The organism is Arthrobacter sp. BC5 (assembly GCF_056680255.1).
Genome location: NZ_CM155273.1, coordinates 2817059 through 2840050, shown reverse-complemented (window position 1 = coordinate 2840050; position 22992 = coordinate 2817059). Strand labels below are relative to the sequence as shown.

Sequence of the window (22992 nt, the reverse complement as noted above, 5' to 3'; positions counted from 1 at the left end):
GGAGAAGCAGCGCTCGCCCAGCACGGATGAAGGGCCTTTGGGCCCTGCCGGCCACCCCGTGTCGCGGCGCACAGTGGACGGGTGGAGATCCCGATCAGCGGCGACCCGACGACGGGCGCTACGAGTGCACCTGACGCGCAGGACCCCGGGTCCCTCGAAGAAGTGCTGCGGTGCGCTGTTCGCAGGGCCGCGCCCTACGATGCCCTGGACCTCGCCGTGAACGAAGGCACCGTGGTGCTGTCCGGGACGGTGCCGACCCCTGCGGACAAGTCACGGGCCGGCCTCGCCTGCTGGTGTGAGCCGACCGTTCGCGCTGTCTACAACAACCTCGAGGTCAGGTCGGACCAAGGGTGAGTGCCGCTGGACGGATCACTGCTGCCTCGCAGTGATCGGACCAAGCCCCCCTCCACGTTCAGGACCAAAGACCCCTCCACTCCACTGGTCCTGCCGCCTAGGCTGACGCGCATGTTGCATCGGTGGATTCTTGCCGCACTACCGGGCGGCCTTCTGGAGAGGCAGATTGACATGAGCACTGTAACGATCATCGGAAGCGGGCGGATGGCCCGCGGCATCGCCATCAGGATGCTTCACGCCCGATGCCAGGTGAAGATCCTGGGCAGGAACGGGCTCCAGACACGGGCCCTGGTCGAAGAGCTGGGTCCGGGCGTCCAGGGTGGTTTCCCCGGGGAACTCATCGAGGGTCGCGTCGTGGTCCTCGCCGTCCCCCATGCCGACATCAAGGAGGTCGTCCTCGACTACGGGTCGGGCCTGGACGGCAAGATCGTGGTCGACATCAGCAACCCCGTCGACGTCGCCGGCTTCGATCGCCTCCTCACGCCGCCCGGCACCTCCTCCGGCGAGCAGACCGCCGAGCTGCTGGCAGGCGGGGCCGACGTCGTCAAAGCCTTCAACACCGTGTTCGCTGCCACCCTCCAGGAAGGCAGGGTGGCAGGTGAGCCGCTCGATGTCTTCCTCGCGGGAGACTCCGAGGACGCCAAGGCCGCAGTCGGCAGGCTCGTCGCCGCCTCCGGCATGCGCCCCGTCGACGTGGGCCCCCTGCGCCGCTCACGCGAACTCGAGGCGACGATGCTCTGGATCATGGGACTGCAGGTCGGCGACGCCCACCCCCACTTCAACTGGAACACCGCCCTGAAGATCCTTCCGTGACCGCTCCTGCAGGGAAGGGGCGCCTGTCGAGGACCATTGGAGCGGTGCTGCCTGACACGTCCGACGACGCTAGCCATACGCCGGCGCCGCACCGGACGTCCGCCCTCTCCCGATCCCGTGCACCGCACCAGCACCCGCGCGGGGCACCTCCGGCGGTGGACGGGGCACGCCGGAAGGGGTGGCCCGGAGGGCTCCCCTGGCTGGTCCTCTTCACCTGCATGGTCGGCGGACTGACACTTCTCCTGGATCTGACCGGGTCCGACGTCCCCGCGCGGATCCTCGCGACGTCCTACTCCTTGACTGTCGCCGGCGTCCAGGCCTACGCGATGCTCAAGGACGTCCGGCAGGGGCACTGGGGTGTGGACCTCCTGGCGCTGATGGCCATCATCGCCACGGCCGCCACGGGGGAACACTACGCCAGCCTCGTCGTGGTCCTGATGATCGCCGGCGGACAGGCACTGGACGAGTTCGCCTCCACCCGCGCCCAGACCGAGTTGCGGGCGCTGCTCGAGCGGGCGCCCCGCACGGCTCATCGCATAGCGGCCGCCACACCCGGGGTCGGGGCCGACGACGGGATCGGCGGCGACACCGTGATCGAGGACGTGCCCATCAGCGAGCTCCAGGTCGGCGACCTCCTGCTGGTACGACCGTCGGAGACCGTCCCCGCGGACGGGACCCTCATGACGGCGTCGGCGTCGCTCGACGAGTCCATGCTCACCGGCGAAAGCCTGCCGACCGACTACGCCCGGGGCGCACACATCCTCAGTGGGTCCCTGAACGGTGCCGACGCACTGACCATGCGGGCGACAGCGACACCTGCGCAATCCCAGTACAGCCAGATCGTCGCCCTCGTCGCCGAAGCCTCGGCCAGCCGATCACCGACGGTCCGACTCGCCGACCGGTTCGCGCTACCCTTCACCGGATTCGCGCTGGCCCTCGCCGCAGTGTCCTGGGCGGCGAGTTCGGATCCGACCCGGGCCGCCGCCGTCCTGGTCGCCGCGACACCCTGTCCCCTACTGATCGCTGCCCCCGTCGCGTTCCTCGGGGGAATCGGCAGAGCCGCCGGTGCCGGCATCATCATCAGGAGCACGCAGGCGCTCGAGCAGCTCGCCCGTGCCCGCAGTATCGCCTTCGACAAGACCGGTACCCTGACCTCCGGCGCGCCGCTGGTGGGCTCGATCGTACTCGCCCCCACGGCATCCCCGCTGACGGAAGGTGACGTGCTCGAGCTCGCCGCGTCCGCCGAGCAGTACTCCACCCACGTGCTGGCAACGGCCATCACCGCCGAGGCCGTGCATCGCGGACGGACGCTCCACCCCGCAGAATCCGCCCAGGAGCACGCCACCAGCGGAGTACACGCCCGGCTCGCCGGCACCACGGTCGTCGTCGGAAAACGACGGTTCGTGGAGGAGGCGGTCGGGCCGGTACCGGATGCTCCCCTGCCGCCAGGCGGAACCGCCGTGTACGTGGGCGTCGGGGACCGGTATGCGGGATACATCTGCCTCCGTGACGCCCTGCGCAGTACCGCAACGACGACGATCACATCACTGACGGCGCTCGGCGTGCACCAGGTCCTCATGCTCACGGGCGACATCGAGACGACCGCCCGGCACATCGCACAGCAGGCCGGCGTGAGCACGGTCCACGCCAACTGCCTGCCCAGGGACAAGGTCGACATCGTCCGGAACCTTCCCGAGCGTCCGGTGATCATGGTCGGGGACGGGGTGAATGACGCTCCCGTCCTGGCAGCAGCAGACGTCGGGATAGCCATGGGGGCGAAAGGATCGACGGCAGCCAGCGAATCAGCGGACGTCGTCATCACCGTGGACGACCTCTCCAAGGTCACCGAGGCCGTGCTCATCGGAAGACGAACCTTGCGGATCGCCCTGCAGAGCATCGGAATCGGCATCGCCCTGAGCGTCCTGCTGATGGTGAGCGCAGCCGTAGGGCTCGTCCCCCCGCTTGCTGGCGCGGTCGGCCAGGAAGGTATCGATCTGCTGACGATCCTGTATGCACTGCGAGCAGCACGCGCCCCCCGAAGAACGTCGACCGGTGCGCGGCGCACGGGGCGCCGTACGGGCGAGGCCGTGGACAGACCCGGCTCCCGGACGGACGCCAAGTAGGGACGTTGTCCCCTACTGGCGCCGGCGCCGTCGCCGCATCCTTGAATGCGTCGCACATCTTCGACGGACCATGCGTGATCACGGCATCGCAGACAGTCGGACGGAGCCGCGCGGGCCTGCGCCCACCGCGCCGCACGGACGCCCCCTGAGCGCTCCCGGCGATCAGGCCCTTCCGCCGAGTGGTGACACTCTTCCACATCACAACGATTCACGAAAGGGGACCGGTCATGTCCTCCTCCGCCCTTCACCACAACAGCTCACACACACGTTCCTGGGCCTCAGCATCCACGCTCGCCCTCGTCGCAGGCGGGCTGACGCTCCTGATCGGGGCACTCAGCCTCATCCCCGGGATCACCACGGACTACAGCACCCTGGCGTTCGCCGCCAACTCGTCCGCGCTGTTCCTCGGCATCTTCCAGACCAGCGTCCTCCTCAGCATCGTCTACGCCCTCGTGGGTGCAACAGGACTGCTCCTGTCCCGGCTGCCGATCGAAGCACGCTCCTACCTCGTCGGCGCAGGCGCGTTCTTCCTCGTCCTCTGGATCTACGGCCTCTTCGCGAATGCCGAGATGGTCGCCAACATCTTCTCCACCAATGCGGCCACCAGCTGGGCACACCTGGTGCTCGGCGTCGCGCTCGCAGCCGCCGGCGCCTTCGCCGCAGCGGACGACGAGGAGGTGAGGCACACGTAGGTCCTCACCTCACCTGCCCCACGGCACCTTGCAGAAGTCCCCGCCGGACCCACCTCGGCCGGGACTTCTGTTCCGGCTGCCGAGGTGGCGTCTTCGGGGAGCAGGTGCGCACTGCGACCACGGGCAGGGCGCCTGGAACTAAGGCCCGGTTCTGTCGGCGGTCGCCGCTGACGATCGGTGCAGCATCAGCGCGATACCGCTGAGCAGTGACACCGCGGCTGTCAGGACCAGGAGGGGCCCGAGGCCCAGTCCGGGGATCACGGCGCCGGCAAGGGCCGGCGCCGCGACCGAACTGACGGCTCCGACGACCAGGCAACCCGTGAATGCCGCGCCTGCCCGGCCGGGCACCAGCTCGGCTGTCCAGACGGCAAGCACCGCCGATCCTGCCATGTATCCCGCACCGAAGATACAGGCCGAAGCCGCCGTCGCGGCGAGGGAGTCGCTCCCCAGGCCGAGGAGCGCCATCGCTGCACCGACCGTGACGAGGCACAGCGCGGCGACGCGCGATGCGCCCACCCGTCGTGTCGCGGCCCCGGTCGCCACTCCCACCATGCCGGTCAACCCGATGGCCGCGTAGAGTGCCGGGACGGCTGCCGCCGGGAGGGGGCCGCTGCCCACGATGTCCGCAGCGTAGGTGAAGTAGATGACGACGACAGCGAAGTAGATCACGGAGTAGGCGGCCGGGACTCCCAGCGCTTTCGCCAGTGAGGAGGCACCACGCGGTCCGTCCCGGCGCGGATCAGGACGGGTCGGCGACACGAGGCGGAGGTTCACGATCGCGGCGGACACCGCGGCAAGGGCGATACCGGCCCACACCAGGCGCCATGAGCCCAGTGCTGCGAGGACGGCCAGGCCACCCAGGAGGACCAGTCCACCGCTGGTGCCGGTCGTGATGACAGCCAGCGTCCGTGACCGGCGTCCCGGGGGCACAGCACGGGTCACGATGTCGGAGTAGGGCGCCCAGACCCAGCCTCCCGCGCTGCCGGCCAGGACGACGCCGACCGCGAGGAGCCATGGGGACTGCGCAAGTGTCACGAGCACCGCTCCCAGGACACCGCATGCTCCACCCACAGTTGTCGGAGCGCGCGAACCGCGGCGAGCAGCCAGCGGCCCGGCGAGCAGCAGACCGGCCAGGTAGCCTGCGAACGTCGCACTGGCGATGAGGCCGAGCACCAGTTCGGAGAGCCCCAGGTCCTGCCGGATGCCGGGCAGCGTCAGACCGTAGGCGTAGCGGGCCATCCCGAAGGCGACCCCGACCACCGCCGCTCCGGCCAGGCCTATCCGGCCGCCCGCCGAGAGCTTCATGGAAAACCACCTCGTCCTGCCTCGTTCGTCCGAGCGACTGCCCGCCTCACCCGCCCCGCGTCCCGACGCGCTCGGCCCGGGCGCACACAGGGCACCGGCGTGCGGCGGCGGGCGCGCGGAGAACCGCTCATACCCTCCGCCCTAGCCTACGGGCCACCCCGACAGCCCCTCCAGGCCCAGGGATGACACCGGACGCCCCCGGCGAACGACGACTATGCTCGCGCCATGGAGCAGCAACTGCACTTCATCACCGTCGCCACCCTGGACCCGGACCTCGGCCGGTCCTTCTACCACGGGCTGGGCTGGCCCCCGGTACGGCGGCAGTGGCTCCCTACCTGTGCAGCGCGGCGTCGGCTTCCCCCTGTGCCCAGCCGGTGAAGGTCACCGTCAGGCCCGCTCGTGTGGGTGAGCAGCAATAGGGACCCGCCGAGACCTCCAGGTCGGGTTCGAGAGGCACGACGCGGACGAGGCGGAATGCCTCCCCCGACCTGCGAGCGCGGATCGTGACGGCGTCGCCGCTCCTGCTCATGCGTACCGTCACCTCATGCCCACCCCACTCGGGCACCGGGGCGACCGACCAGTCGGACACGGGATCCGTCACCACGGCACCCACCTGGGAGACGCCGTCGGACACCTCCACTCCGGCCTTGATCCAGTGCTCCGCACTGCCGTGCAGATAGACGCCGGCCTGATCGAACTGCTCCCGGTAGTCGAGCAGGAACGAGACCTCGAGAGCGGTGTCCTGAGGGAAGGGTGCCAGCAGGGCGTGAGCGCTGGCATGGACGAAGCCGTACGACGTCCTCCGCCAGGCGTCGCTCCCCTCCACGGCCGTCACGAGCAGGCGACCGCCGTCCACCGCGGCGTCTGCCGGCGGGTTGAGCCACGAGCCGGTGGTCCAGGGCGAAGCCGCACGGGGAGAGATCATCGAATGCCTTTCTGGGCTGGATGCGTGGACCCCCATCCGCGATCCGGACTGTGGCGGCCCGATGGGGAGAATTCGCAATACCCGGTCATATTACTTCTTATTGGCGCGACTGCCGGATTGCCTGCCTATAGTGAATTCAGCTTCAAGAGATGCGGCCGCCAAGCTCCGACTAGGCCGTGCACCAACCCCATGTTCCTGGGTGGTTCGGATGACGAAGCGGCCTCCGCCTTGGCACTTCGTGCTGGTCCGGCGCGGGCAAGAGCACTCCGAAAGGCACTCCCCGTGAGCTGTAGCACCCTCCCCCTCCCCTAGCAGAGCCTGCGCGTCCAGCGCATCCTGTTGTTCTCTGTCCCCTTTTCCGGTGAATTCTGCTGTGCGCGGCGCCGGACCCCTTCCAAGGAATTCTCCATGAATGCATCCGTAATTCGTCCTGCCCGAAATCACCGCCGATTCCGCGACCTCACCGCGTTATCGGCCGTCGCCCTGGTGTCCCTTGTCAGCGGCTGCGCCGGTCCGGCCGCTTCCTCCTCGGTGACCGGTGACGAGCCGGTGGACGGCGGCATCCTGAACGTGTCGATCTCGGCCGAACCCGGCTGCCTCGACGGCCACGGGATCTCGGCCACGCAGCAGCAGTTCCTCGGCCGGCTGATCTACGACAACATCGTGACGCTCGACGAGAACGGGGAGATCGCTCCCTACCTCGCCGACTCCTGGGACATCTCGGAGGACGGCAAGACCTACACGTTCCACCTCAAGGAGGGAGTGACCTTCAGCGACGGCTCGCCCTGGAACGCCGAGGTGCTGGGCCAGAACCTGGAGCACATGCGGGATCCGGCCACGAAGTCCCCCCTCGCGGCTGCGTACATCGCCCCGTACGTGGACGGCGCCGTCATCGACGAGTACACCTTCGAAGCCCACCTCGCCTATCCCTACACTCCGTTCCTCTACACCCTGGCGCAGTCGTGGCTCGGCATGAACTCGGGCAAGGCGATCACCGAAGCCCCCGAGACGCTCTGCCAGGAGCCGATCGGCACGGGGCCGTTCACGGTCGCGGACTACAAGCCCGGCCAGAGCATCAGCTACACCAAGCGCGCCGGCTACGACTGGGCGCCTGAGTGGCTCGAGGGCGACGGCGAGGCCCACCTCGACGGCGTGGAGGTCACCCTCGTCAGCGAGCCGGTGATCCGGCACCAGTCGCTCGTCTCGGGCCAGTACGACCTCACCGAGAACCTCGCACCGCAGAACGCGGCCGCCGTCCAGGCCGATCCGAACTTCACCTACGAGAACCTGCCGCGTACGGGCAGCCCGTATGTCCTGAGCTTCAATCTCAACCGCGCGCCCTTCGACGATCTGGCGGTCCGCCAGGCATTCGCCGCGTCCGTCGACACGGAGGCCGTCACCGACAGCCTCGGCTTCGACACCTACACCCCGATCGACAGCTTCCTGTCGAAGGAGAGCAAGTACTACGACCCGTCGACCGAAGGAACGCTCACCCACGATCCCGAGCGGGCGAACAAGCTGCTGGACGACGCCGGCTGGTCCACGCGTGACAGCGAGGGGTTCCGCACCAAGGACGGTCAGCGGCTCGTGGTCGAGGTGCCGGCGGTGGAGAGCTCGACCCCGAGCCCCCTGCTGGTCCAGCTGCAGGGCGAAGCCCGGAAGGCGGGCTTCGACCTCCAGATCATCCAGCTCCCACAGGCGCAGCTCTCCGAGCGGCGCTACGCCGGCGACTACGACGCGCTGGCGGGCGTATGGCACACGAACACGACCGACGTCCTCTTCATCCGATACCACTCCTCGGAGATCACCGGAGAGCGCATCGGGCAGAACTCGTCCTACGTCAACGACCCGGCCCTCGACGAACTGCTCCTCACGGCCCGTGAAGCCGGCGACGGCCCCGAGGCGGCCGAGGCGTACTCCAAGGCCCAGCACCGCCTCCTCGAGATCGTTCCGGGCGTCCCCCTCTACGAGAACCCGAGCCAGTTCGCCTACGCCAACGCCGTCCAGGACGTCGCGGTGGACACCTCCCACCCCGTGCCCGTGCTGACCTACGCCTGGAAGGCGGAGTAGGTGGCGGTCCTCCGGCGCATCGTCACACGCCTGGCCGTCGGGATCGGAGTCCTCTGGGGCGCTGCCACGCTGACCTTCCTCGCGGTCTACCTGATCCCGGGTGACACCGCCCTCCTGATCCTCGGCGGTCCCGACGCGCGGCCCACCGCCGAGACCCTGGCGCAGGTCCGCGTCGACTACCTGCTCGACCAGCCGTTCATCGTCCAGTACGGCAGCTATCTCGGGAACCTGCTGCAGGGGGACCTGGGGCAGTCCTACCGCCTGCGCCTCCCGGTGACGGACGCCATCGGCCAGCAGATCGGTGCGACGGCGGCGCTCGCAGGCGCCGCCGTCGGAATCGCCCTGCCCCTGACCCTCGCGGTCGCCGTCCTCTCTGCGCAGCGGGCGAACTGGATCCGGTCGACCGTCTCCGGTATCGAGGTGGTGTTCGCGGCGACGCCGACCTTCATCATCGGCTTCGCCCTGCTGATCGTCTTCTCCTTCACCCTCCGATGGTTCCCCATCGGCGGCAACCAGGGCACGGCGGCCCTGGTCCTCCCGGCACTCACGCTCGCCCTCGCGATCTTCGGGACCCTGTCCCAGGTCCTGCGGAACGAACTCGAGGACGTGCTGGAGCAGCCGTTCGTCCTCACGGCACGGTCCCGCGGCATGCGGGACCTCCCGGTACGGATCCGCCATGCGCTGCGGCACGCCGCCATCCCCGTCATGACCATGTCGGGCTTCGTCGTCGCGGCGCTCCTCGGCGGGTCGGTCGTCGTCGAGACGCTCTTCAGCCGACAGGGCATCGGCTCGCTCACGCTGGCCTCGGTCTACAACAAGGACCTGCCCGTCATCATCGGGATCGTGCTCCTCTCGGCCGCGGTCTACGTGGTCGTCAACCTGGTGATCGACCTCCTCTACACGCTCATCGATCCGAAAGTGGTGACAGCATGAGCCTCGCCTCCCGCACCTCCCCACCCGCCGTCGCGACCCTCGCCACCGCCCTGGGCGGCCCCCCGGTGGCACCGGCGGTCACGACCGGCCGGACGCCCCGGGCGCGACGCCGGCCCCGCATCCGCCCGGGCATCCTGCTGGCCTCCGCCTTCCTCCTGTGGCTGTCAGCGGCGGTCCTGGTCCCCGGCCTTCTCGCCCCGGGCGATCCCAACGCGGTGAACCCGGCCAGGAGCTTCGAGGCGCCGAGTGCCGCGGCCTGGTTCGGCACGGACGATTCCGGCGCCGACAACTACACGCGCATCGTCCACGGTGCCGCCACCTCCCTGTACATCGGCATCGGCGCGACGGCGATCGGGGTCGTCGGCGGCACGGCGATCGGCCTCCTCGCCGGCCTCAACGGACGCCTGGTCGAGGCCTCCGTGATGAGATTCCTCGACGTCACGCTCGCCATCCCGGAGATCCTGCTCGCACTGGTGGTCATCGGCATCATCGGTGGAGGCACCGAGAACGCCATCCTCGCCATCGGCGCCGGGAGCATCGCCTACTACGCCCGCATCACGAGGGCGCAGACGCACCTCGTCAGGCGGTCCGGCTACGTCGAGGCCGCGCGCACGCTGGGGCTGCCCGCCTGGCGGGTCCTCCTCATACACATCGTGCCGAACGTCGTCAAGCCCGTGCTGGTCCTGGCCACGATCGGCGTCGGATCGGCCATCGGCGCCGGCGCCTCCCTGAGCTTCCTGGGACTCGGTACCCCTCCCCCGGCACCCGAATGGGGAGCGATGCTCTCGGCCGGCCGCAACTTCATCTCGAACGCGGCCTGGATGATCACCTTCCCCGCGGCGTTCCTCGTCGCCACCGTCCTGTCCATCACCGTCATCGGCCGCGAGCTCAGGCGCCGCGCCGAGGGGAGGATCGCATGAGCTCCGCGCCCGCCGTCACCCACCAGCCCGCCGCGCCGTCGCCGGCGGCCACGCCCGTCGTCGAACTCGAAGGCCTCACGGTCGAATTCGGCCGCGGCAGCCACCGGCGGGAGGTCGTCCGGGACGTGACCCTGTCCATCCGGCCGGGCGAGTGCCTGGCTCTCGTCGGCGAGTCGGGATCCGGCAAGTCCGTGACCGCCAGGACCCTGGTGGGACTGACGGGACCCGGCGCCCACGTCCGGTCGCGAGCCCGACGCTTCAACGGCCAGGACGCGGCGGGCTGGGGTGAACGGCAGTGGACCCGCGTCCGGGGCACCGAGGCCGGATTCATCCTCCAGGACGCGCTCTCATCGCTGGATTCACTGCGGACCGTCGGGAACGAGGTGGGTGAGGTGCTCCGACTGCACACCGAGTTGGACCGCGCTGCACGCCGCGAGCGCGTCGTCGACCTCCTCGCCTCGGTCGGCGTCCCGGACCCGGAGGTGCGCGCGAGCCAGTACCCGCACCAGTTGTCCGGCGGCCTCCGCCAACGGGCACTCATCGCGTCCGCGATCGCGGCGAACCCGGGGTTCCTCATCGCTGACGAGCCGACGACGGCGCTGGATGCCACCATCGCGGCGCAGGTCCTCCGCCTGCTCGGCGGCCTCAAGGACGCGAGGACGGGGATGCTCGTGGTCAGCCACGACCTCGCCGTCGTCGCGGACCTGGCCGACCGCGTCGCGGTGATGCGGAACGGCGTCATCGTCGAGGAGGGCAGCGTCCAGGCGATCCTGCAGGACCCCCGGCACCCCTACACGCAGGGGCTGCTGGCCGCCGTCCCGTCGAGGGCGTCCCGCGGATCCCGCCTGACGGGCGGCCCGGCCGCAGGTCGCGCGGGTTCGACGGCATCAGGCCACGTCTCGGGCCCGGCACCCGGAGCGACCACCGGTGCAGCCGGCGGTGAGCGTCCGGCAGCACTCCTGACGGTCGAGGGGATCACCAAGAGCTACCCCACACCGGACGGCACCCGACGCACGGCCGTCGACGGCGTCTCCTTCGCACTCCACACGGGCACCACCCTGGGGATCGTCGGCGAATCCGGATCGGGAAAGAGCACCGTGGCCCGCATCGCCCTCGGCGTCGAATCGGCGGACGCCGGTTCCGTCCGTGTGCGCGGTCGCTCCTGGGACGAGCACCGAACAGCGCGGGACCTGTCGGCCCGACGCTCGGTGCAGATGATCTATCAGGACCCGCTGCACTCGTTCGACCCCCGGAAGACGGTGCGCCAGGTCATCGGACAGGCCGTCGCCGCCGCCGGCACCCCGCGGGCGGCGCGGGCGGGTCGGGTCCTCGAACTGCTGGATCTCGTGGGCCTGCCGGCGGACAAGGCGCGGAGCCGTCCGCTCGACCTCTCCGGAGGCCAGCGACAGCGTGTCGCCATCGCGCGGGCACTCGCCGCGGATCCGGAGGTCATCATCTGCGATGAACCCGTGTCCGCACTGGACGTCTCCGTGCAGGCCCGCATCCTGGACCTCCTCACGGACCTGCAGCAGCGCTTCGGACTCGGCTACCTCTTCATCTCCCACGACCTCGGCGTCATCCAGCATGTCAGCCGCGACGTGCTCGTCCTGAAGGACGGCGCGGTCCTCGACCACGGTCCGGTGGACGACGTCTTCGACGATCCCCGCCACGAGTACACGCGGCAACTCATCAGCGCCATCCCCCAACTCCCCGCCTTCCGGAAGGACCAGGTGCACCCATGACCCGCCAGATCGCCTTCAACCTCTTCGAGATGAACTGCGTGGGACACATCTCCCACGGTCTCTGGGTCCACCCGGAGAACAACCGGCACCGCTTCAACGACCTCGACTTCTGGGTCGAGACCGCGAAGCTGCTCGAGGCCGGGCTCTTCGACAGCGTCTTCCTCGCCGATGTGATCGGGACATACGACGGCTACCGCAACGGACCCGGGACGGCCCTGCGGGAAGCCGTGCAGATCCCGAGCAACGATCCCCTGCTGATCATCCCGGCCATGGCGGCGGTGACGAAGCACCTCGGCTTCGCGGCCACCTTCTCCACGACCTACGAGCCGCCGTTCGCGTTCGCCCGCAGGGCCTCGACGCTCGACCACCTCACGAAGGGCCGCTTCGGCTGGAACATCGTCACCTCCTACCTGCCCAACGCCGCCCGGAACTTCGGGCTGGCCGACGAGGTGGAGCACGACCAGCGGTACGCCATCGCCGACGAGTACCTCGACGTGCTGTACAAGCTGTGGGAGGGATCCTGGGACGACGACGCCGTGGTCCAGGACCGCGAGCGTCGGATCTACACCGATCCGTCCAAGGTCCGCTATATCCATCACCAGGGTCCTCACTTCTCGGTCGCCGGCCCGCACCTCAGCGCGCCGTCCCTCCAGCGCACGCCGGTCCTCTTCCAGGCCGGCAGCTCGACGGCGGGAAAGGCGTTCGCGGCGAAGCACGCCGAGGGCGTCTTCGTCGGGGGTCGTGACGCAGCGGCCTACCGCGAGAACGTCCAGGACCTCCGCCGCCTGGCGGTCGCCAACGGGCGGAGGGCCGAGCACATCAAGGCCTTCGCCGGAGCCGTCGTCATCGTCGGCAGGACCCACAAGGAGGCGCAGCGCAAGGCGGACGAGTACCGCCGCCTCTCCAGCGCCGAGGGCTACCTCGCCCATGCCGGCGGAGGCGGGATAGACCTCGCCGCCTACCGGCCGGACGAGGTGATCGACGACATCCTGGCACGCGAGAACCGCCCCGGCCGGGACAAGCAGCCGAGCAACCGGCGGCACCCGGCAGGTACCACCGTCGGGCAGGCACTGGAGCGCATCACGAGGTTCGACCGCGGGCCCTTCGTCGCCATCGGAACGCCGACCGAAGTCGCGGACGAGATCGAGCGGTGGGTCGAGGGCACCGACCTCGACGGGTTCAACCTGCGGCAGTTCCTCACGCCGGGGACGGCGGAGGACTTCGTCGAACTCGTGGTCCCCGAACTGCAGAAGCGCGGCCGGTACCGCACGTCCTACGAGGAATCGACGCTCCGCGAACGGCTGTTCGGCCCGGGCAACACCAGGCTCTTCGACGAGCACACCGGAGCCCGGTACCGCAACGGCGCCCATCTCGGTCCGGATGCACGCACCCTCGACGCGCTCGGCGTCGAGCCCGCCACCCCGTCCTTCGCCTAGGAGTCCCCGTGTCCACGACGACCACCGGGGAGGTACGGACCCGCGGTGCCGCGCCCGCCCTCCCCCACGATGCCCCCTCCGATCGGCCACGCACCGCGGCGCTCCTCGACAGGTTCCGCCCGATCTTCTCCGCCGTGGCCGACGGCGCCGCCCGGCGGGAGCAGGAGCGGGCACTTCCCTTCGCCGAGGTGGAGGCACTCAAGGGAGCAGGCTTCGGGGCCCTGCGCGTCCCCGCCGCGTACGGCGGGTCCGGCGCCAGCCTCCGCCAGCTCTTCCTCCTCCTGACCGAACTCGCAGTGGCGGACTCGAACCTGGCGCAACTGTGGCGCGGCCATTTCGCCTACGTCGAGGGAACACTCCTGCAGCCGCCGTCGCCCCACCGCGACCGTTGGCTGTTCGACATCGCGGCCGGCGCGATGATCGGCAATGCCTCGAGCGAGCTGACGGGCACGTCCCTCCGGGACATCCGCACGTCGCTGGCGTCACCGCCGGCAGCGGACGGCGCGTTGACGCTCACGGGGACCAAGTACTACAGCACGGGCAGCCTCTACGCGGACTGGATAGCCGGCAGCGCCGTGCACGACGGCGAGCGCGTCGGATATGCCGTCCGGGCCACCGCCCCCGGTGTCGACCGGATCGACGACTGGGACGGGTTCGGCCAGCGGCTCACCGGCAGCGGCACGACCCACTTCACCGACGTGCGCGTCGACCCACGGAACGTGCGCGCCTACGCGCCCGATGCTCCGAGTCACGTCCACGCGTTCTTCCAGCTCGTGCTCGTCGCAGCACTGGCGGGTATCGCGCGGGCGGCCGCCGCGGACGCCGCTGCCTTCATCCGTCCGCGGACGAGGTCCTACGTCAACGCGACGGCACCGACCCCGCGCGAGGATCCGCAGGTGCTCCAGGTCCTCGGTGAGCTGTCGGCGTCCGCATTCGCCGCCGACGCCGTGGTGCTCGCCGCCGCCGACGCGCTGGATGCCGCCTACCAACGGCTCGAGGCCACCCGGCTGGAGGACGGACGCGACGCGAAGGAGTCCGCCGGCGGGCAGCCCGACCTGGCGAAGGCGGCCGTCGATCTCGCCGAGGTCGCGGTGAGCCAGGCCCAGCTGGTCGCCGTCGAACAGTCACTGCGTGCAGCCACCCACCTCTTCGAGGTCGGCGGGGCGTCGGCGACGTCGACGGCCAGGGCCCTCGACCGGCACTGGCGTAACGCGAGGACCATCTCCTCGCACAACCCGGCCATCTACAAGGCACGCTCCCTCGGCCACTGGGCGGTGTACGGCGAACGCGAGCCGCTACCCGGAAACGGCTGACGGGAGCGGCGCCGCGACGACGACCGATAGCGTGGGGGTATGACGCACGAATTCCGGTACGACGTCGAGATCCTGCACCTGCTGGTGTCCGGTGCCCACGCCTACTTCGGGCGGGCGCGCGACGGCGCAGCCGACGTGGCGACCACCGACGCGGACAGCGTCGAGGTCGTGGCCGGCAAGGGGATCGTGGGTGACCGGTTCTTCGGGAAAGCAGCCCACATGGATGCCGCAGTGACGCTGTTCGCCATCGAATCCCTGGAGGCCATCGCGACGGACCTCGGGGCGGACCCCTTCGACCCGCTCCTCCCGCGCCGCAACGTGGTCCTCCGGGGAGCCGAACTCGTCCCGCTCATCGGGCAGGACTTCAGGCTCGAATCGGGCGGGAACAGCGTCGCGTTCCATGGTGGCCGGCACGCCCACCCGTGCGCCTGGATGGACCGGGTCCTGGCGCCGGGGGCCCATCAGGCGATGCGCGGCAGGGGTGGCCTGCGCTGCCGGCCGCTGAGCAGTGGCAGGCTGCACCGCGGTGCCGCGGTCCTCGTGAGTCCGATCCCCCTGGACGCCGCCCGGGCGCATCATGCCACGGTGCTCCGGCCCAGCCGGCTCCCCTGACGGGCGCGCCCCGGTACTGGCCGGGTCCAGCCGACCAGTACCGGAGTGGAGGCTAGCGGTGGCCGCCTCCGCCGAGGATGCCGAGCTCGACGGCCTTGGCCGCGCCGTCCGCCTCCTCCTGCGTGAGGGAACCCTCCGTGACCGCGGCATCGAGCCGCTCCTGCACGGCCGCCGACCGTTCCTGCTGCTGCTCGGTCCGGAGTTCTTCGAAGGCTGCCTGCACCGTGCCCTCGTCGAGCCCGAGCGCTTCCGCGAGCGACGCCGCGAGGGCGGACTGCAGGGCGTCACGGTCCGGCCTGGTGCCGGTCTCCGGCCCGGAGCGGATGTCGTCCCGAGCTGACTGCAGGGCATCGGTGACCGCTGATTCCTCCACTCCCAGCTTCTCGGCGAGGCCGGCGGCGTCGAACCCGCCGCCGTGCCTACCGAGACCTCCCCCTCCTCGGCCCTGGGTGCCGGGCTCGGCCGACGCGCTCGCGGACGGCTCCGGCGTCGCCGTCGTCGTCGCGTTGGCCATGCCCGTGACGCCGAGGCTCGCTCCCGCCATCAGGGCGGCCGCGCCGACTCCAAGGGCGATCTTCCTACGCTGACTCATCGTGTCTCCTCGCTCTGCCGCTCACGCGGTCCGTTCCGTTGAAGGGCCAGGACGGCCCTCGACCCACTGTCGTCGCTCCGCCTTTGGCCGGGCTTTCGCGATCCTGTGCGCGGGCTGTGGGGCCGTCGACCTGAGGAACGGGGGGAAGGGAGAACGGGAGTGGTCCGCGTCAGTCGCCCCGGTAGGCGGCCTCGAGGGCAGCGATATCCAGCTTCTGCATGCCGAGCATGGCCGATATGGCGCGCTGGGCACCCTCCGCGTCGTCTCCACCGATCAGGCCGGGCAGTGCCTCAGGGATGATCTGCCACGACAGCCCGAACCGGTCCTTGAGCCAGCCGCACCTGCTCTCCTCGCCGCCGTCGGCGGTCAGCGCGGACCAGTAATGGTCCACCTCCACCTGGTCACCGCAGGAGATCTGGAAGGAGACGGCCTCCGTGAAGGAGAACTGGGGGCCGCCATTGAGGGCCACGAACGACTGGCCGTCGAGGTCGAAGGACACCGTCAGGGCCGGAGCATCGGCCCCCTGCCCTGCACGCGAGACGTTCAGGATGCTGGAGTTCCTGACCACCGAGGTGTACAGCGCGGCCGCTTCCTCCGCGTCGCCGTCGAACCAGAGGCATGGAGTGATCGATCCCATCGAAAGTGTCCTTCGCTCGTGCCGCACCGCAGGGCGCGGACGGTTGCCCGAATCTAGTCCACGGCCGCCACGACGACAACCACTAGGCTGGTCCCATGGCCCGCCGCACCGCTCACGACTCCTCCCACGGGGAACGGTCACGGGCCAGCACGCCGCTCGTACCGGTCGTCTGGTTCGCGGTCGACGTCGTCCTCGTCCTCGCGTTCGCCGCCACCGGCCGCCGGACCCACGAGCACGGGGTCACCGTTCCGGATGTCCTCGAGACCGCATGGCCCTTCCTCCTCGCCTATGCGCTCGCCGCGCTCGTCCAGCGCGCCTGGCGTTCCCCTGCGGCGTCCTGGCCCACCGGGACGGTCCTGTGGATCGGGACCGTGGCGGGCGGGCTCGCGCTGCGCGCCCTGTCAGGGGCCGGCGTGGCCCTCAGCTTCCAGCTCGTCACGCTGCTGGTCCTCGGGGCATTCCTCCTGCTGCCCCGCGCGGCGGCAGGCCTCGTCATCGGGCGGCGGCGGCGACACCACCTACGCTCCGAGCCGGTAGCGTAGGGCCGAGGCCCGTCCCACCCGAAAGGTACGCCATGATCACCGCATTCGTCCTCATCCAGACCGACGCCTCGCGCATCCCGGAGAGCGCACAGGCCATCTCCGAGATCGAAGGCATCAGCGAGGTCTACTCGGTGACGGGCGAGTGGGACCTCATCGCCATCGCCCGCGTCAGCCGGCACGAGGACCTCGCGGACGTCATCGCCGACCGCCTGTCGAAGATCGAGGGCATCCGTTCGACGACGACGCAGATCGCCTTCCGCTCGTACTCGCAGCACGACCTCGACGCGGCGTTCTCCCTGGGGTTCGACAGCTGACCATCGCATGCCCTCCGGCACCGCCCTGCCGGCCCGGACCGAACGGTACAACGGCCGCAGCCGTTGCCGGCGATCCTCAGCGGGTCCGGCTGACCTCTACCCATCGCTCGAGCACCCCGGCCGCCGCGCCGGAATCGATCGACGCGCGGGCCCGCTCCATGGCGGACCCGACGCGCTCCACGAGTCCGCCCTCCGAGTCTTCGTCGAGCGCAACCAGGCCCGCGGCCGCGTTCAGCACGACGGCGTCGCGTACGGGCCCGGTCTCCCCCGCCAGGACCGCGCGCACCACGGCGGCGTTGCCCGGGGCATCGGTGCCGCGCAGGGCGTCGACGGGTACGACGTCGAGCCCGAAGTCACCGGGGTGCACCTCATAGGCCTGCACCTCGCCGCCGCGCACTTCCCAGACGGTGGAGGATCCGCTGGTGGTGAGCTTGTCCCGCCCGTCGTCACCGCGGAACACGAGGGCGCGGATGCCCCGCGCGGCGAGGACGCCCGCCATGAGGGGAGCCATCCTGGCATCCGCGCACCCCAGCGCCTGCGCCGTGACGCCGGCGGGGTTGCTCAGCGGGCCGAGGAAGTTGAAGGCGGTCGGCACACCGAGTTCCCGGCGCGGCACTGCCACGTGCTTCATGGACGGGTGGAAGACCTGCGCGAAGCAGAAGGTGATGCCGACCTCCTCGGCCGTCCTCGCCACATCCGCCGGTGCGAGGTCGAGCCGGACACCGAGTTCCTCGATGACGTCGGCGGCACCGGACGCCGACGACGCACCACGATTGCCGTGCTTGACGACCTTCGCCCCGGCCCCTACGGCCACCAGGGAGGACATCGTCGAGATGTTGAGGGTGTTCAGGCCGTCACCACCCGTTCCGACGATGTCGAGAGTGGGGCCCGCGACCTGGATGCGGTGAGCGCGCCCGAGCATGGCCTGCACGAGGCCGACCAGTTCATCCACCGACTCGCCCTTGCCGCGAAGCGCGATCAGGAAGCCCGCGATCTGGGCGTGGCTGGCCTCTCCGGCCATGATCGTGTCCATTGCCCATCGGCTCTGCGCGGTGCTCAGATCGTCGCCGGCCAGGAGGGACGAGAAGATCGACGGCCAGGTGGGCTGCGCCGCGGCGGGGGTCGTTGTCAGGCTCACCGTCCAAGATTATCTACGAATTGTAGAAAGTCATCCCGGGGAACTTCCGCGTAATCACGGGCGTTGGGGCTCCCTACGGCTTCGCGAACCCCTGCGGAGCCCCGTTTCGCGTTGGTGATCGCCATGATCTTGGGGACATAATGAGTCTGTGACATCTGCGACCCAAGCCCCCAGCGCCGCCCCGCATCCCGCGCTCAACCGCCCGAACATGGTCTCCGTAGGAACCGTGGTGTGGCTGTCCAGCGAGCTGATGTTCTTCGCCGGCCTCTTTGCCATGTACTTCACCCTGCGGTCCACCTCCAGCGAGATGTGGGCCATGGAGACCGAGAAGCTGAACGTGCCGTTCGCGCTCGTGAACACCGTGATCCTGGTGTCGAGCTCCTTCAGCTGCCAGTTCGGCGTCTTCGCCGCCGAGCGCCTGCAGCCGCGCAGGACCGGCGGACTCTTCTCCCTCGCCCGCTGGGGCATGGTCGAGTGGTTCCTGCTGACCTTCATCATGGGCGCGATCTTCGTCTCGGTGCAGGCCTACGAGTACGCGGAGCTGGTATCCGAGGGTGTCGCACTGTCCTCCAACGCGTTCGGCTCCGCCTTCTACATCACCACCGGCTTCCACGGGATCCACGTGATCGGCGGGCTCGTCGCGTTCCTCTTCATCATCGGCCGCGCGTTCATCGCCCGCCGCTTCGGCCATTTCGAAGCCACGTCGGCCATCGTCGTCTCGTACTACTGGCACTTCGTCGACGTCGTCTGGATCGGCCTGTTCATCATCATCTACTTCCTTCAGTAACTGCCTCCTGTAATCTCTTCTACTAGAGGTAGAATTCAATGAAGAACTCCAGCAGCTCTGGCACCACAAAAGGCAGGAACCACTCCGTGAAGGCACTCTCCCAGAGGCGGCGTCACCCACTAGCAGCGTTCGCCCTGCTCCTGATGGCGCTCCTCGTCACCGGCGGGATCTACGCCGCAGCCAGCACCGCGAACGAGGCGCAGGCGCAGACCACCACGTTCACCGCCGACGACGTCGAAGAGGGCAGCAAGCTCTTCTCGGCCAACTGTGCTTCCTGCCATGGCATGGGAGCCACCGGGTCCCAGGCGGCGCCGTCGCTCGTCGGCGTCGGCGCCGCGTCCGTCGACTTCCAGGTCGGTACGGGCCGCATGCCCATGCAGATGGACGGGCCCCAGGCGCAGGCCAAGCCCGTGCAGTTCACGGAGGAGCAGATCAGCCAGATGGCGGCCTACGTGGCGTCGCTCGGTGCCGGTCCGGCCATTCCCTCCGAGGAGATCCTCGACGCATCGGAAGGCGACCCCTCCCATGGTGGCGAGCTGTTCCGCGTGAACTGCGCCATGTGCCACAACGCTGCGGCCGCCGGCGGCGCCCTGACGCAGGGCAAGTTCGCTCCGTCCATCGACGGCACGAGCGAGAAGCACATCTACGAGGCCATGGTCACGGGACCGCAGAACATGCCCGTGTTCAATGACGCCAACATCGCGCCCGAGGACAAGCAGGACATCATCGCGTTCCTCAAGACCATCGAGGAACAGGGCTCCCCCGGTGGAGCGGAACTGGGTTCGCTCGGTCCGGTCTCCGAAGGACTCTTCATCTGGGTCGCCGGCCTGGGCGTCGTCATCGCCTTCACCGTGTGGCTCACGTCAAGGTCCTCCTGACCATCCGCGCCCGCCCCGAGAACGAATCAATGACAAACCTGCGCACGCAGTACCCACAGAAGGATGAGAGGGATCATGGCCGACTCTAGTAACGGTGCTCCGGGAACCTCGGTGACCGTCGCTACGCCTGGCCGGGAGCTGGACGAGTTCGAGAACCCGGGCCTCCCGCCGCACCGGCCGCGCCTCGCGGACCGGGACCGCCGCGCCGAGAAGCGCGCCGAACGCCAGGTCGCCCTGCTGTTCATCATCTCCGTCCTCGGTACCCTGCTCTTCTTCGCAGGCTACTTCTTCGTCCCTCTCGACCAGACGGTGGAGCGCCTGCGCCTCCAGAACCTGATGCTCGGACTCGGCACCGCCTTCGCGATGCTCGGTATCGGTGTGGGTATCGTCCACTGGGCCAAGACGCTCATGCCGGACCACGAGGTCACGGAGAGCCGCCACGAGATCCGGCCCGAGCGCGATCGCCAGGACGCGGAGAAGATCGTCAACGACATCCTCGACGAGTCCGGCATCAAGCGTCGTCCGCTGATCCGCAACACTCTCCTCGGCGCCGCGCTGCTGGCTCCCCTGCCGGCGATCGCCATCTTCCGCGACCTCGGTCCCCTGCCCGGTGACGCGCTGAAGCACACCATGTGGGACACCGGCGTCCGCCTGACGCGTGATCCGAGCGGCACGCCGATCCGTGCGTCCGACGTGACCATCGGCTCGGCGTTCCACGTCATCCCCGAAGGACTGAACGAGGTCGAGAACAAGCTCGAGGAGAAGGCGAAGGCAGTCGTACTGCTCATGCGCCTCGACCCCGAGGAACTCAATCCCTCTCCCGGGCGGGAGGACTGGGGATACGACGGGATCGTCGCGTACTCGAAGATCTGCACGCACGTCGGCTGCCCGGTAGCGCTCTACGAACAGTTGACCCACCATCTGCTGTGCCCCTGCCACCAGTCCACCTTCGACCTCGAGCAAGAGTGCAAGGTCATCTTCGGACCGGCTGCGCGGCCGCTGCCACAGCTTCCCATCGAAGTCGACGACGAGGGCTACCTCGTCGCGTCAAGCGATTTCCAAGAACCCGTAGGACCTAGTTTCTGGGAGCGAGGCTGACATGAGCAGCTCAACTGCGACGCAAACCTACGTGCCGAAGACGCGCGTGGGTAAGGTCACCGACTATGTCGACTCGCGAGTCGGCGGCTCGGGGATCGTCAAGGAGTTCGGCCGCAAGATCTTCCCCGACCACTGGACCTTCATGTTCGGTGAGGTGGCACTGTACACCTTCGTCATCCTGCTGATCTCCGGTACCTTCCTCACCTTCTTCTACGATCCGTCCATGGCGGAGACGCACTACGAGGGCAGCTACCTGCCCCTGCGCGGCGTCGAGATGTCCGTGGCCTACGCATCATCGCTGGATATCTCGTTCGATATCCGCGGAGGGCTGTTCATGCGGCAGATCCACCACTGGGCGGCACTGCTCTTCGCCGCGTCGGTGGCCGTGCACATGCTCCGTGTGTTCTTCACGGGTGCGTTCCGTCGCCCCCGCGAGTTCAACTGGGTCGTGGGCTGTGTCCTGCTCATCCTGAGCCTCGCAGCCGGCTTCACCGGTTACTCCCTCCCCGATGACCTGCTCTCCGGAAACGGACTGCGCATCATCGACGGCGTCATGAAGGCCATCCCCGTGGTCGGCACCTACCTGAGCTTCTTCCTCTTCGGTGGAGAGTTCCCCGGGACCATGATCATCGGCCGCCTGTACGTGCTGCACATCCTCCTGATCCCGGCCGTGATCCTGCTGCTGATCGGTATCCACCTGTTCATGGTCGTCCTGCACAAGCACTCGCAGTTCCCTGGCCCCGGCCGCACCAACACGAACGTCGTCGGCTACCCCGTCGGTCCGGTCTACGCTGCCAAGGCCGGCGGATTCTTCTTCATCGTGTTCGGTGTGCTCGCGGCGATCGCCGCCGCGTTCACCATCAACCCCATCTGGAACTACGGTCCTTACGACCCCTCCCCGGTGTCGGCCGGCACCCAGCCCGACTGGTACATCGGTTGGGTGGACGGTGCCCTGCGCCTGATGCCGGGTACCCTCGGTCCGAACTTCGACTTCGAATTCCAGATCCCGTTCCCCTGGGGCGTCAACACCCTGTCCCTGAACGTCCTGATCCCCGCACTGGTCCCTGCGATCATCGTCTTCACCCTGATGTTCGCATGGCCCTGGATCGAGGCATGGGTGACCAAGGACAAGCGCGAACACCACCTGCTCGACCGCCCTCGGAACGCCCCGAGCCGGACCGGCATCGGAGTCGCAGGCGTTGTCTTCTACTGCGTGCTGTGGGCTGCGGCCAGTTCGGACCTCATCGCCACGCACTTCCTGGTGTCCCTGAACGACGTCACGTACTGGCTCCGCTTCCTGGTGTTCTTCGGACCGATCATCGCCTTCATGGTGACGCGACGCATCGCCCTCGCCCTGCAGCGCAAGGACCGTGAGATCGCCCTGCACGGTCGCGAGACGGGACGCATCGTGCGGCTTCCGCACGGCGAATTCATCGAGGTCCACGAGCCCGTCGACGACTACAAGCGCTACAAGCTGGTCAGCTTCAATTCGCCCGAGGTCATGGTCCCGAAGCCGGATGAGAACGGCAAGATCAGCCGCCTCGACAAGGTGCATGGGCGCGTCTCGCGTTTCTTCTTCGAGGACCGCGTCGCACCCGTGACCCCGAAGGAACTGGCCGCGTCCCATGGCGACCACCATGGTGAGGTCGCAGGCGCGAAGGACCGCGAGTCCATCGCCAGCCACTAGGGGCCCCGGCCTCACCGCCTCACAGAAGGGCCCGGACGGATCCGTCCGGGCCCTTCTGCATGCTGCGACTCCTCCACCCCG

Annotated in this window: 22 protein-coding genes and 1 riboswitch; of the genes, 17 read left to right on the top strand and 5 right to left on the bottom strand. The window is 69.1% G+C overall.

Translation table 11 applies throughout. From position 1 onward, the window contains the following. The first annotated feature begins 81 nt into the window (after positions 1-81). The 4 genes from AC1MFI_RS13275 to AC1MFI_RS13260 all read left to right on the top strand — a co-directional run bounded on the left by AC1MFI_RS13275 (position 82) and on the right by AC1MFI_RS13260 (position 3982). Positions 82-354, top strand: a complete 273-nt coding sequence (locus AC1MFI_RS13275) for a BON domain-containing protein (RefSeq protein WP_479817459.1) — start codon at positions 82-84, stop codon at positions 352-354. 171 nt (positions 355-525) lie between these two features. Then, positions 526-1167 (top strand): NADPH-dependent F420 reductase, encoded by a 642-nt coding sequence (locus tag AC1MFI_RS13270; RefSeq protein WP_479817458.1) that lies wholly within the window; start codon positions 526-528, stop codon positions 1165-1167. Then, positions 1164-3290: a heavy metal translocating P-type ATPase gene (locus AC1MFI_RS13265; RefSeq protein WP_479817457.1), complete on the top strand. Its 2127-nt coding sequence runs from the start codon at positions 1164-1166 to the stop codon at positions 3288-3290. The genes AC1MFI_RS13270 and AC1MFI_RS13265 overlap by 4 nt, the downstream gene beginning before the upstream one ends. A gap of 227 nt (positions 3291-3517) precedes the next feature. After that, positions 3518-3982 carry a DUF4383 domain-containing protein gene (locus AC1MFI_RS13260; RefSeq protein ID WP_479817456.1) on the top strand — a complete coding sequence of 155 codons (465 nt, stop codon included), beginning with the start codon at positions 3518-3520 and terminating at the stop codon, positions 3980-3982. Between the two features lie 138 nt (positions 3983-4120). On the opposite strand, the gene AC1MFI_RS13255 is transcribed toward AC1MFI_RS13260, so the two are convergent. Further along, complete coding sequence (locus AC1MFI_RS13255; protein ID WP_479817455.1) at positions 4121-5287, bottom strand: MFS transporter; 1167 nt, start codon at positions 5285-5287, stop codon at positions 4121-4123. Between the two features lie 331 nt (positions 5288-5618). Next, positions 5619-6212 (bottom strand): DUF1349 domain-containing protein, encoded by a 594-nt coding sequence (locus AC1MFI_RS13250; RefSeq protein WP_479817453.1) that lies wholly within the window; start codon positions 6210-6212, stop codon positions 5619-5621. Between the two features lie 140 nt (positions 6213-6352). Then, positions 6353-6480, top strand: a riboswitch (SAM riboswitch). A gap of 140 nt (positions 6481-6620) precedes the next feature. Here AC1MFI_RS13250 and AC1MFI_RS13245 point away from each other — a divergent pair. Genes AC1MFI_RS13245 through AC1MFI_RS13215 form a run of 7 tightly spaced genes read left to right on the top strand, consistent with a single transcriptional unit; the run spans position 6621 to position 15238 of the window. After that, positions 6621-8282, top strand: coding sequence for an ABC transporter substrate-binding protein (locus AC1MFI_RS13245; protein WP_479817452.1), 1662 nt, complete (start codon positions 6621-6623; stop codon positions 8280-8282). Then, positions 8283-9215 carry an ABC transporter permease gene (locus AC1MFI_RS13240; RefSeq protein WP_479817451.1) on the top strand — a complete coding sequence of 311 codons (933 nt, stop codon included), beginning with the start codon at positions 8283-8285 and terminating at the stop codon, positions 9213-9215. Then, positions 9212-10135 carry an ABC transporter permease gene (locus tag AC1MFI_RS13235; RefSeq protein ID WP_479817450.1) on the top strand — a complete coding sequence of 308 codons (924 nt, stop codon included), beginning with the start codon at positions 9212-9214 and terminating at the stop codon, positions 10133-10135. Before AC1MFI_RS13240 ends, AC1MFI_RS13235 begins: the two co-directional genes overlap by 4 nt. Further along, on the top strand, positions 10132-11877 hold the full coding sequence (locus tag AC1MFI_RS13230) for a dipeptide ABC transporter ATP-binding protein (protein WP_479817449.1): 1746 nt from the start codon (positions 10132-10134) through the stop codon (positions 11875-11877). The genes AC1MFI_RS13235 and AC1MFI_RS13230 overlap by 4 nt, the downstream gene beginning before the upstream one ends. Beyond that, positions 11874-13313: an LLM class flavin-dependent oxidoreductase gene (locus AC1MFI_RS13225; RefSeq protein WP_479817448.1), complete on the top strand. Its 1440-nt coding sequence runs from the start codon at positions 11874-11876 to the stop codon at positions 13311-13313. Before AC1MFI_RS13230 ends, AC1MFI_RS13225 begins: the two co-directional genes overlap by 4 nt. An 8-nt stretch (positions 13314-13321) precedes the next feature. After that, a complete protein-coding gene (locus AC1MFI_RS13220; protein WP_479817447.1) occupies positions 13322-14626 on the top strand; it encodes an acyl-CoA dehydrogenase family protein in 1305 nt (434 codons plus the stop codon). A gap of 39 nt (positions 14627-14665) precedes the next feature. Continuing rightward, complete coding sequence (locus tag AC1MFI_RS13215) at positions 14666-15238, top strand: MOSC domain-containing protein (protein ID WP_479817446.1); 573 nt, start codon at positions 14666-14668, stop codon at positions 15236-15238. A 52-nt stretch (positions 15239-15290) separates the two neighbouring features. Here the strand turns inward: AC1MFI_RS13215 and AC1MFI_RS13210 are convergent, their stop codons facing one another. Continuing rightward, positions 15291-15830 carry a hypothetical protein gene (locus AC1MFI_RS13210; protein WP_479817444.1) on the bottom strand — a complete coding sequence of 180 codons (540 nt, stop codon included), beginning with the start codon at positions 15828-15830 and terminating at the stop codon, positions 15291-15293. Positions 15831-15999: 169 nt separating this feature from the next. Further along, positions 16000-16467, bottom strand: a complete 468-nt coding sequence (locus AC1MFI_RS13205; protein ID WP_479817443.1) for a VOC family protein — start codon at positions 16465-16467, stop codon at positions 16000-16002. 95 nt (positions 16468-16562) lie between these two features. Here AC1MFI_RS13205 and AC1MFI_RS13200 point away from each other — a divergent pair, with 95 nt between their 5' ends. Together AC1MFI_RS13200 and AC1MFI_RS13195 are read left to right on the top strand one after the other, a co-directional pair. Continuing rightward, complete coding sequence (locus tag AC1MFI_RS13200; protein ID WP_479817442.1) at positions 16563-17009, top strand: DUF3054 domain-containing protein; 447 nt, start codon at positions 16563-16565, stop codon at positions 17007-17009. Between the two features lie 32 nt (positions 17010-17041). Continuing rightward, the gene (locus tag AC1MFI_RS13195) at positions 17042-17323 is read left to right on the top strand and encodes an Lrp/AsnC family transcriptional regulator (RefSeq protein WP_055771154.1); all 282 of its coding nucleotides are present in this window, start codon (positions 17042-17044) and stop codon (positions 17321-17323) included. A gap of 76 nt (positions 17324-17399) precedes the next feature. On the opposite strand, the gene trpD is transcribed toward AC1MFI_RS13195, so the two are convergent. Further along, positions 17400-18461, bottom strand: a complete 1062-nt coding sequence (gene trpD / locus AC1MFI_RS13190; protein WP_479817440.1) for an anthranilate phosphoribosyltransferase — start codon at positions 18459-18461, stop codon at positions 17400-17402. A gap of 148 nt (positions 18462-18609) precedes the next feature. On the opposite strand from trpD, the gene ctaE reads away from it, so the two are divergent. The 4 genes from ctaE (at position 18610) to qcrB (ending at position 22911) form a co-directional block, all read left to right on the top strand. Next, positions 18610-19248 (top strand): aa3-type cytochrome oxidase subunit III, encoded by a 639-nt coding sequence (ctaE, locus tag AC1MFI_RS13185; RefSeq protein WP_400484975.1) that lies wholly within the window; start codon positions 18610-18612, stop codon positions 19246-19248. A gap of 86 nt (positions 19249-19334) precedes the next feature. Then, positions 19335-20126, top strand: coding sequence for a cytochrome bc1 complex diheme cytochrome c subunit (qcrC, locus tag AC1MFI_RS13180; protein ID WP_479817439.1), 792 nt, complete (start codon positions 19335-19337; stop codon positions 20124-20126). A gap of 75 nt (positions 20127-20201) precedes the next feature. Next, on the top strand, positions 20202-21224 hold the full coding sequence (qcrA, locus tag AC1MFI_RS13175; RefSeq protein ID WP_479817438.1) for a cytochrome bc1 complex Rieske iron-sulfur subunit: 1023 nt from the start codon (positions 20202-20204) through the stop codon (positions 21222-21224). A gap of 1 nt (position 21225) precedes the next feature. Continuing rightward, positions 21226-22911, top strand: a complete 1686-nt coding sequence (gene qcrB, locus AC1MFI_RS13170; RefSeq protein WP_479817437.1) for a cytochrome bc1 complex cytochrome b subunit — start codon at positions 21226-21228, stop codon at positions 22909-22911. Positions 22912-22992 lie beyond the last annotated feature (81 nt).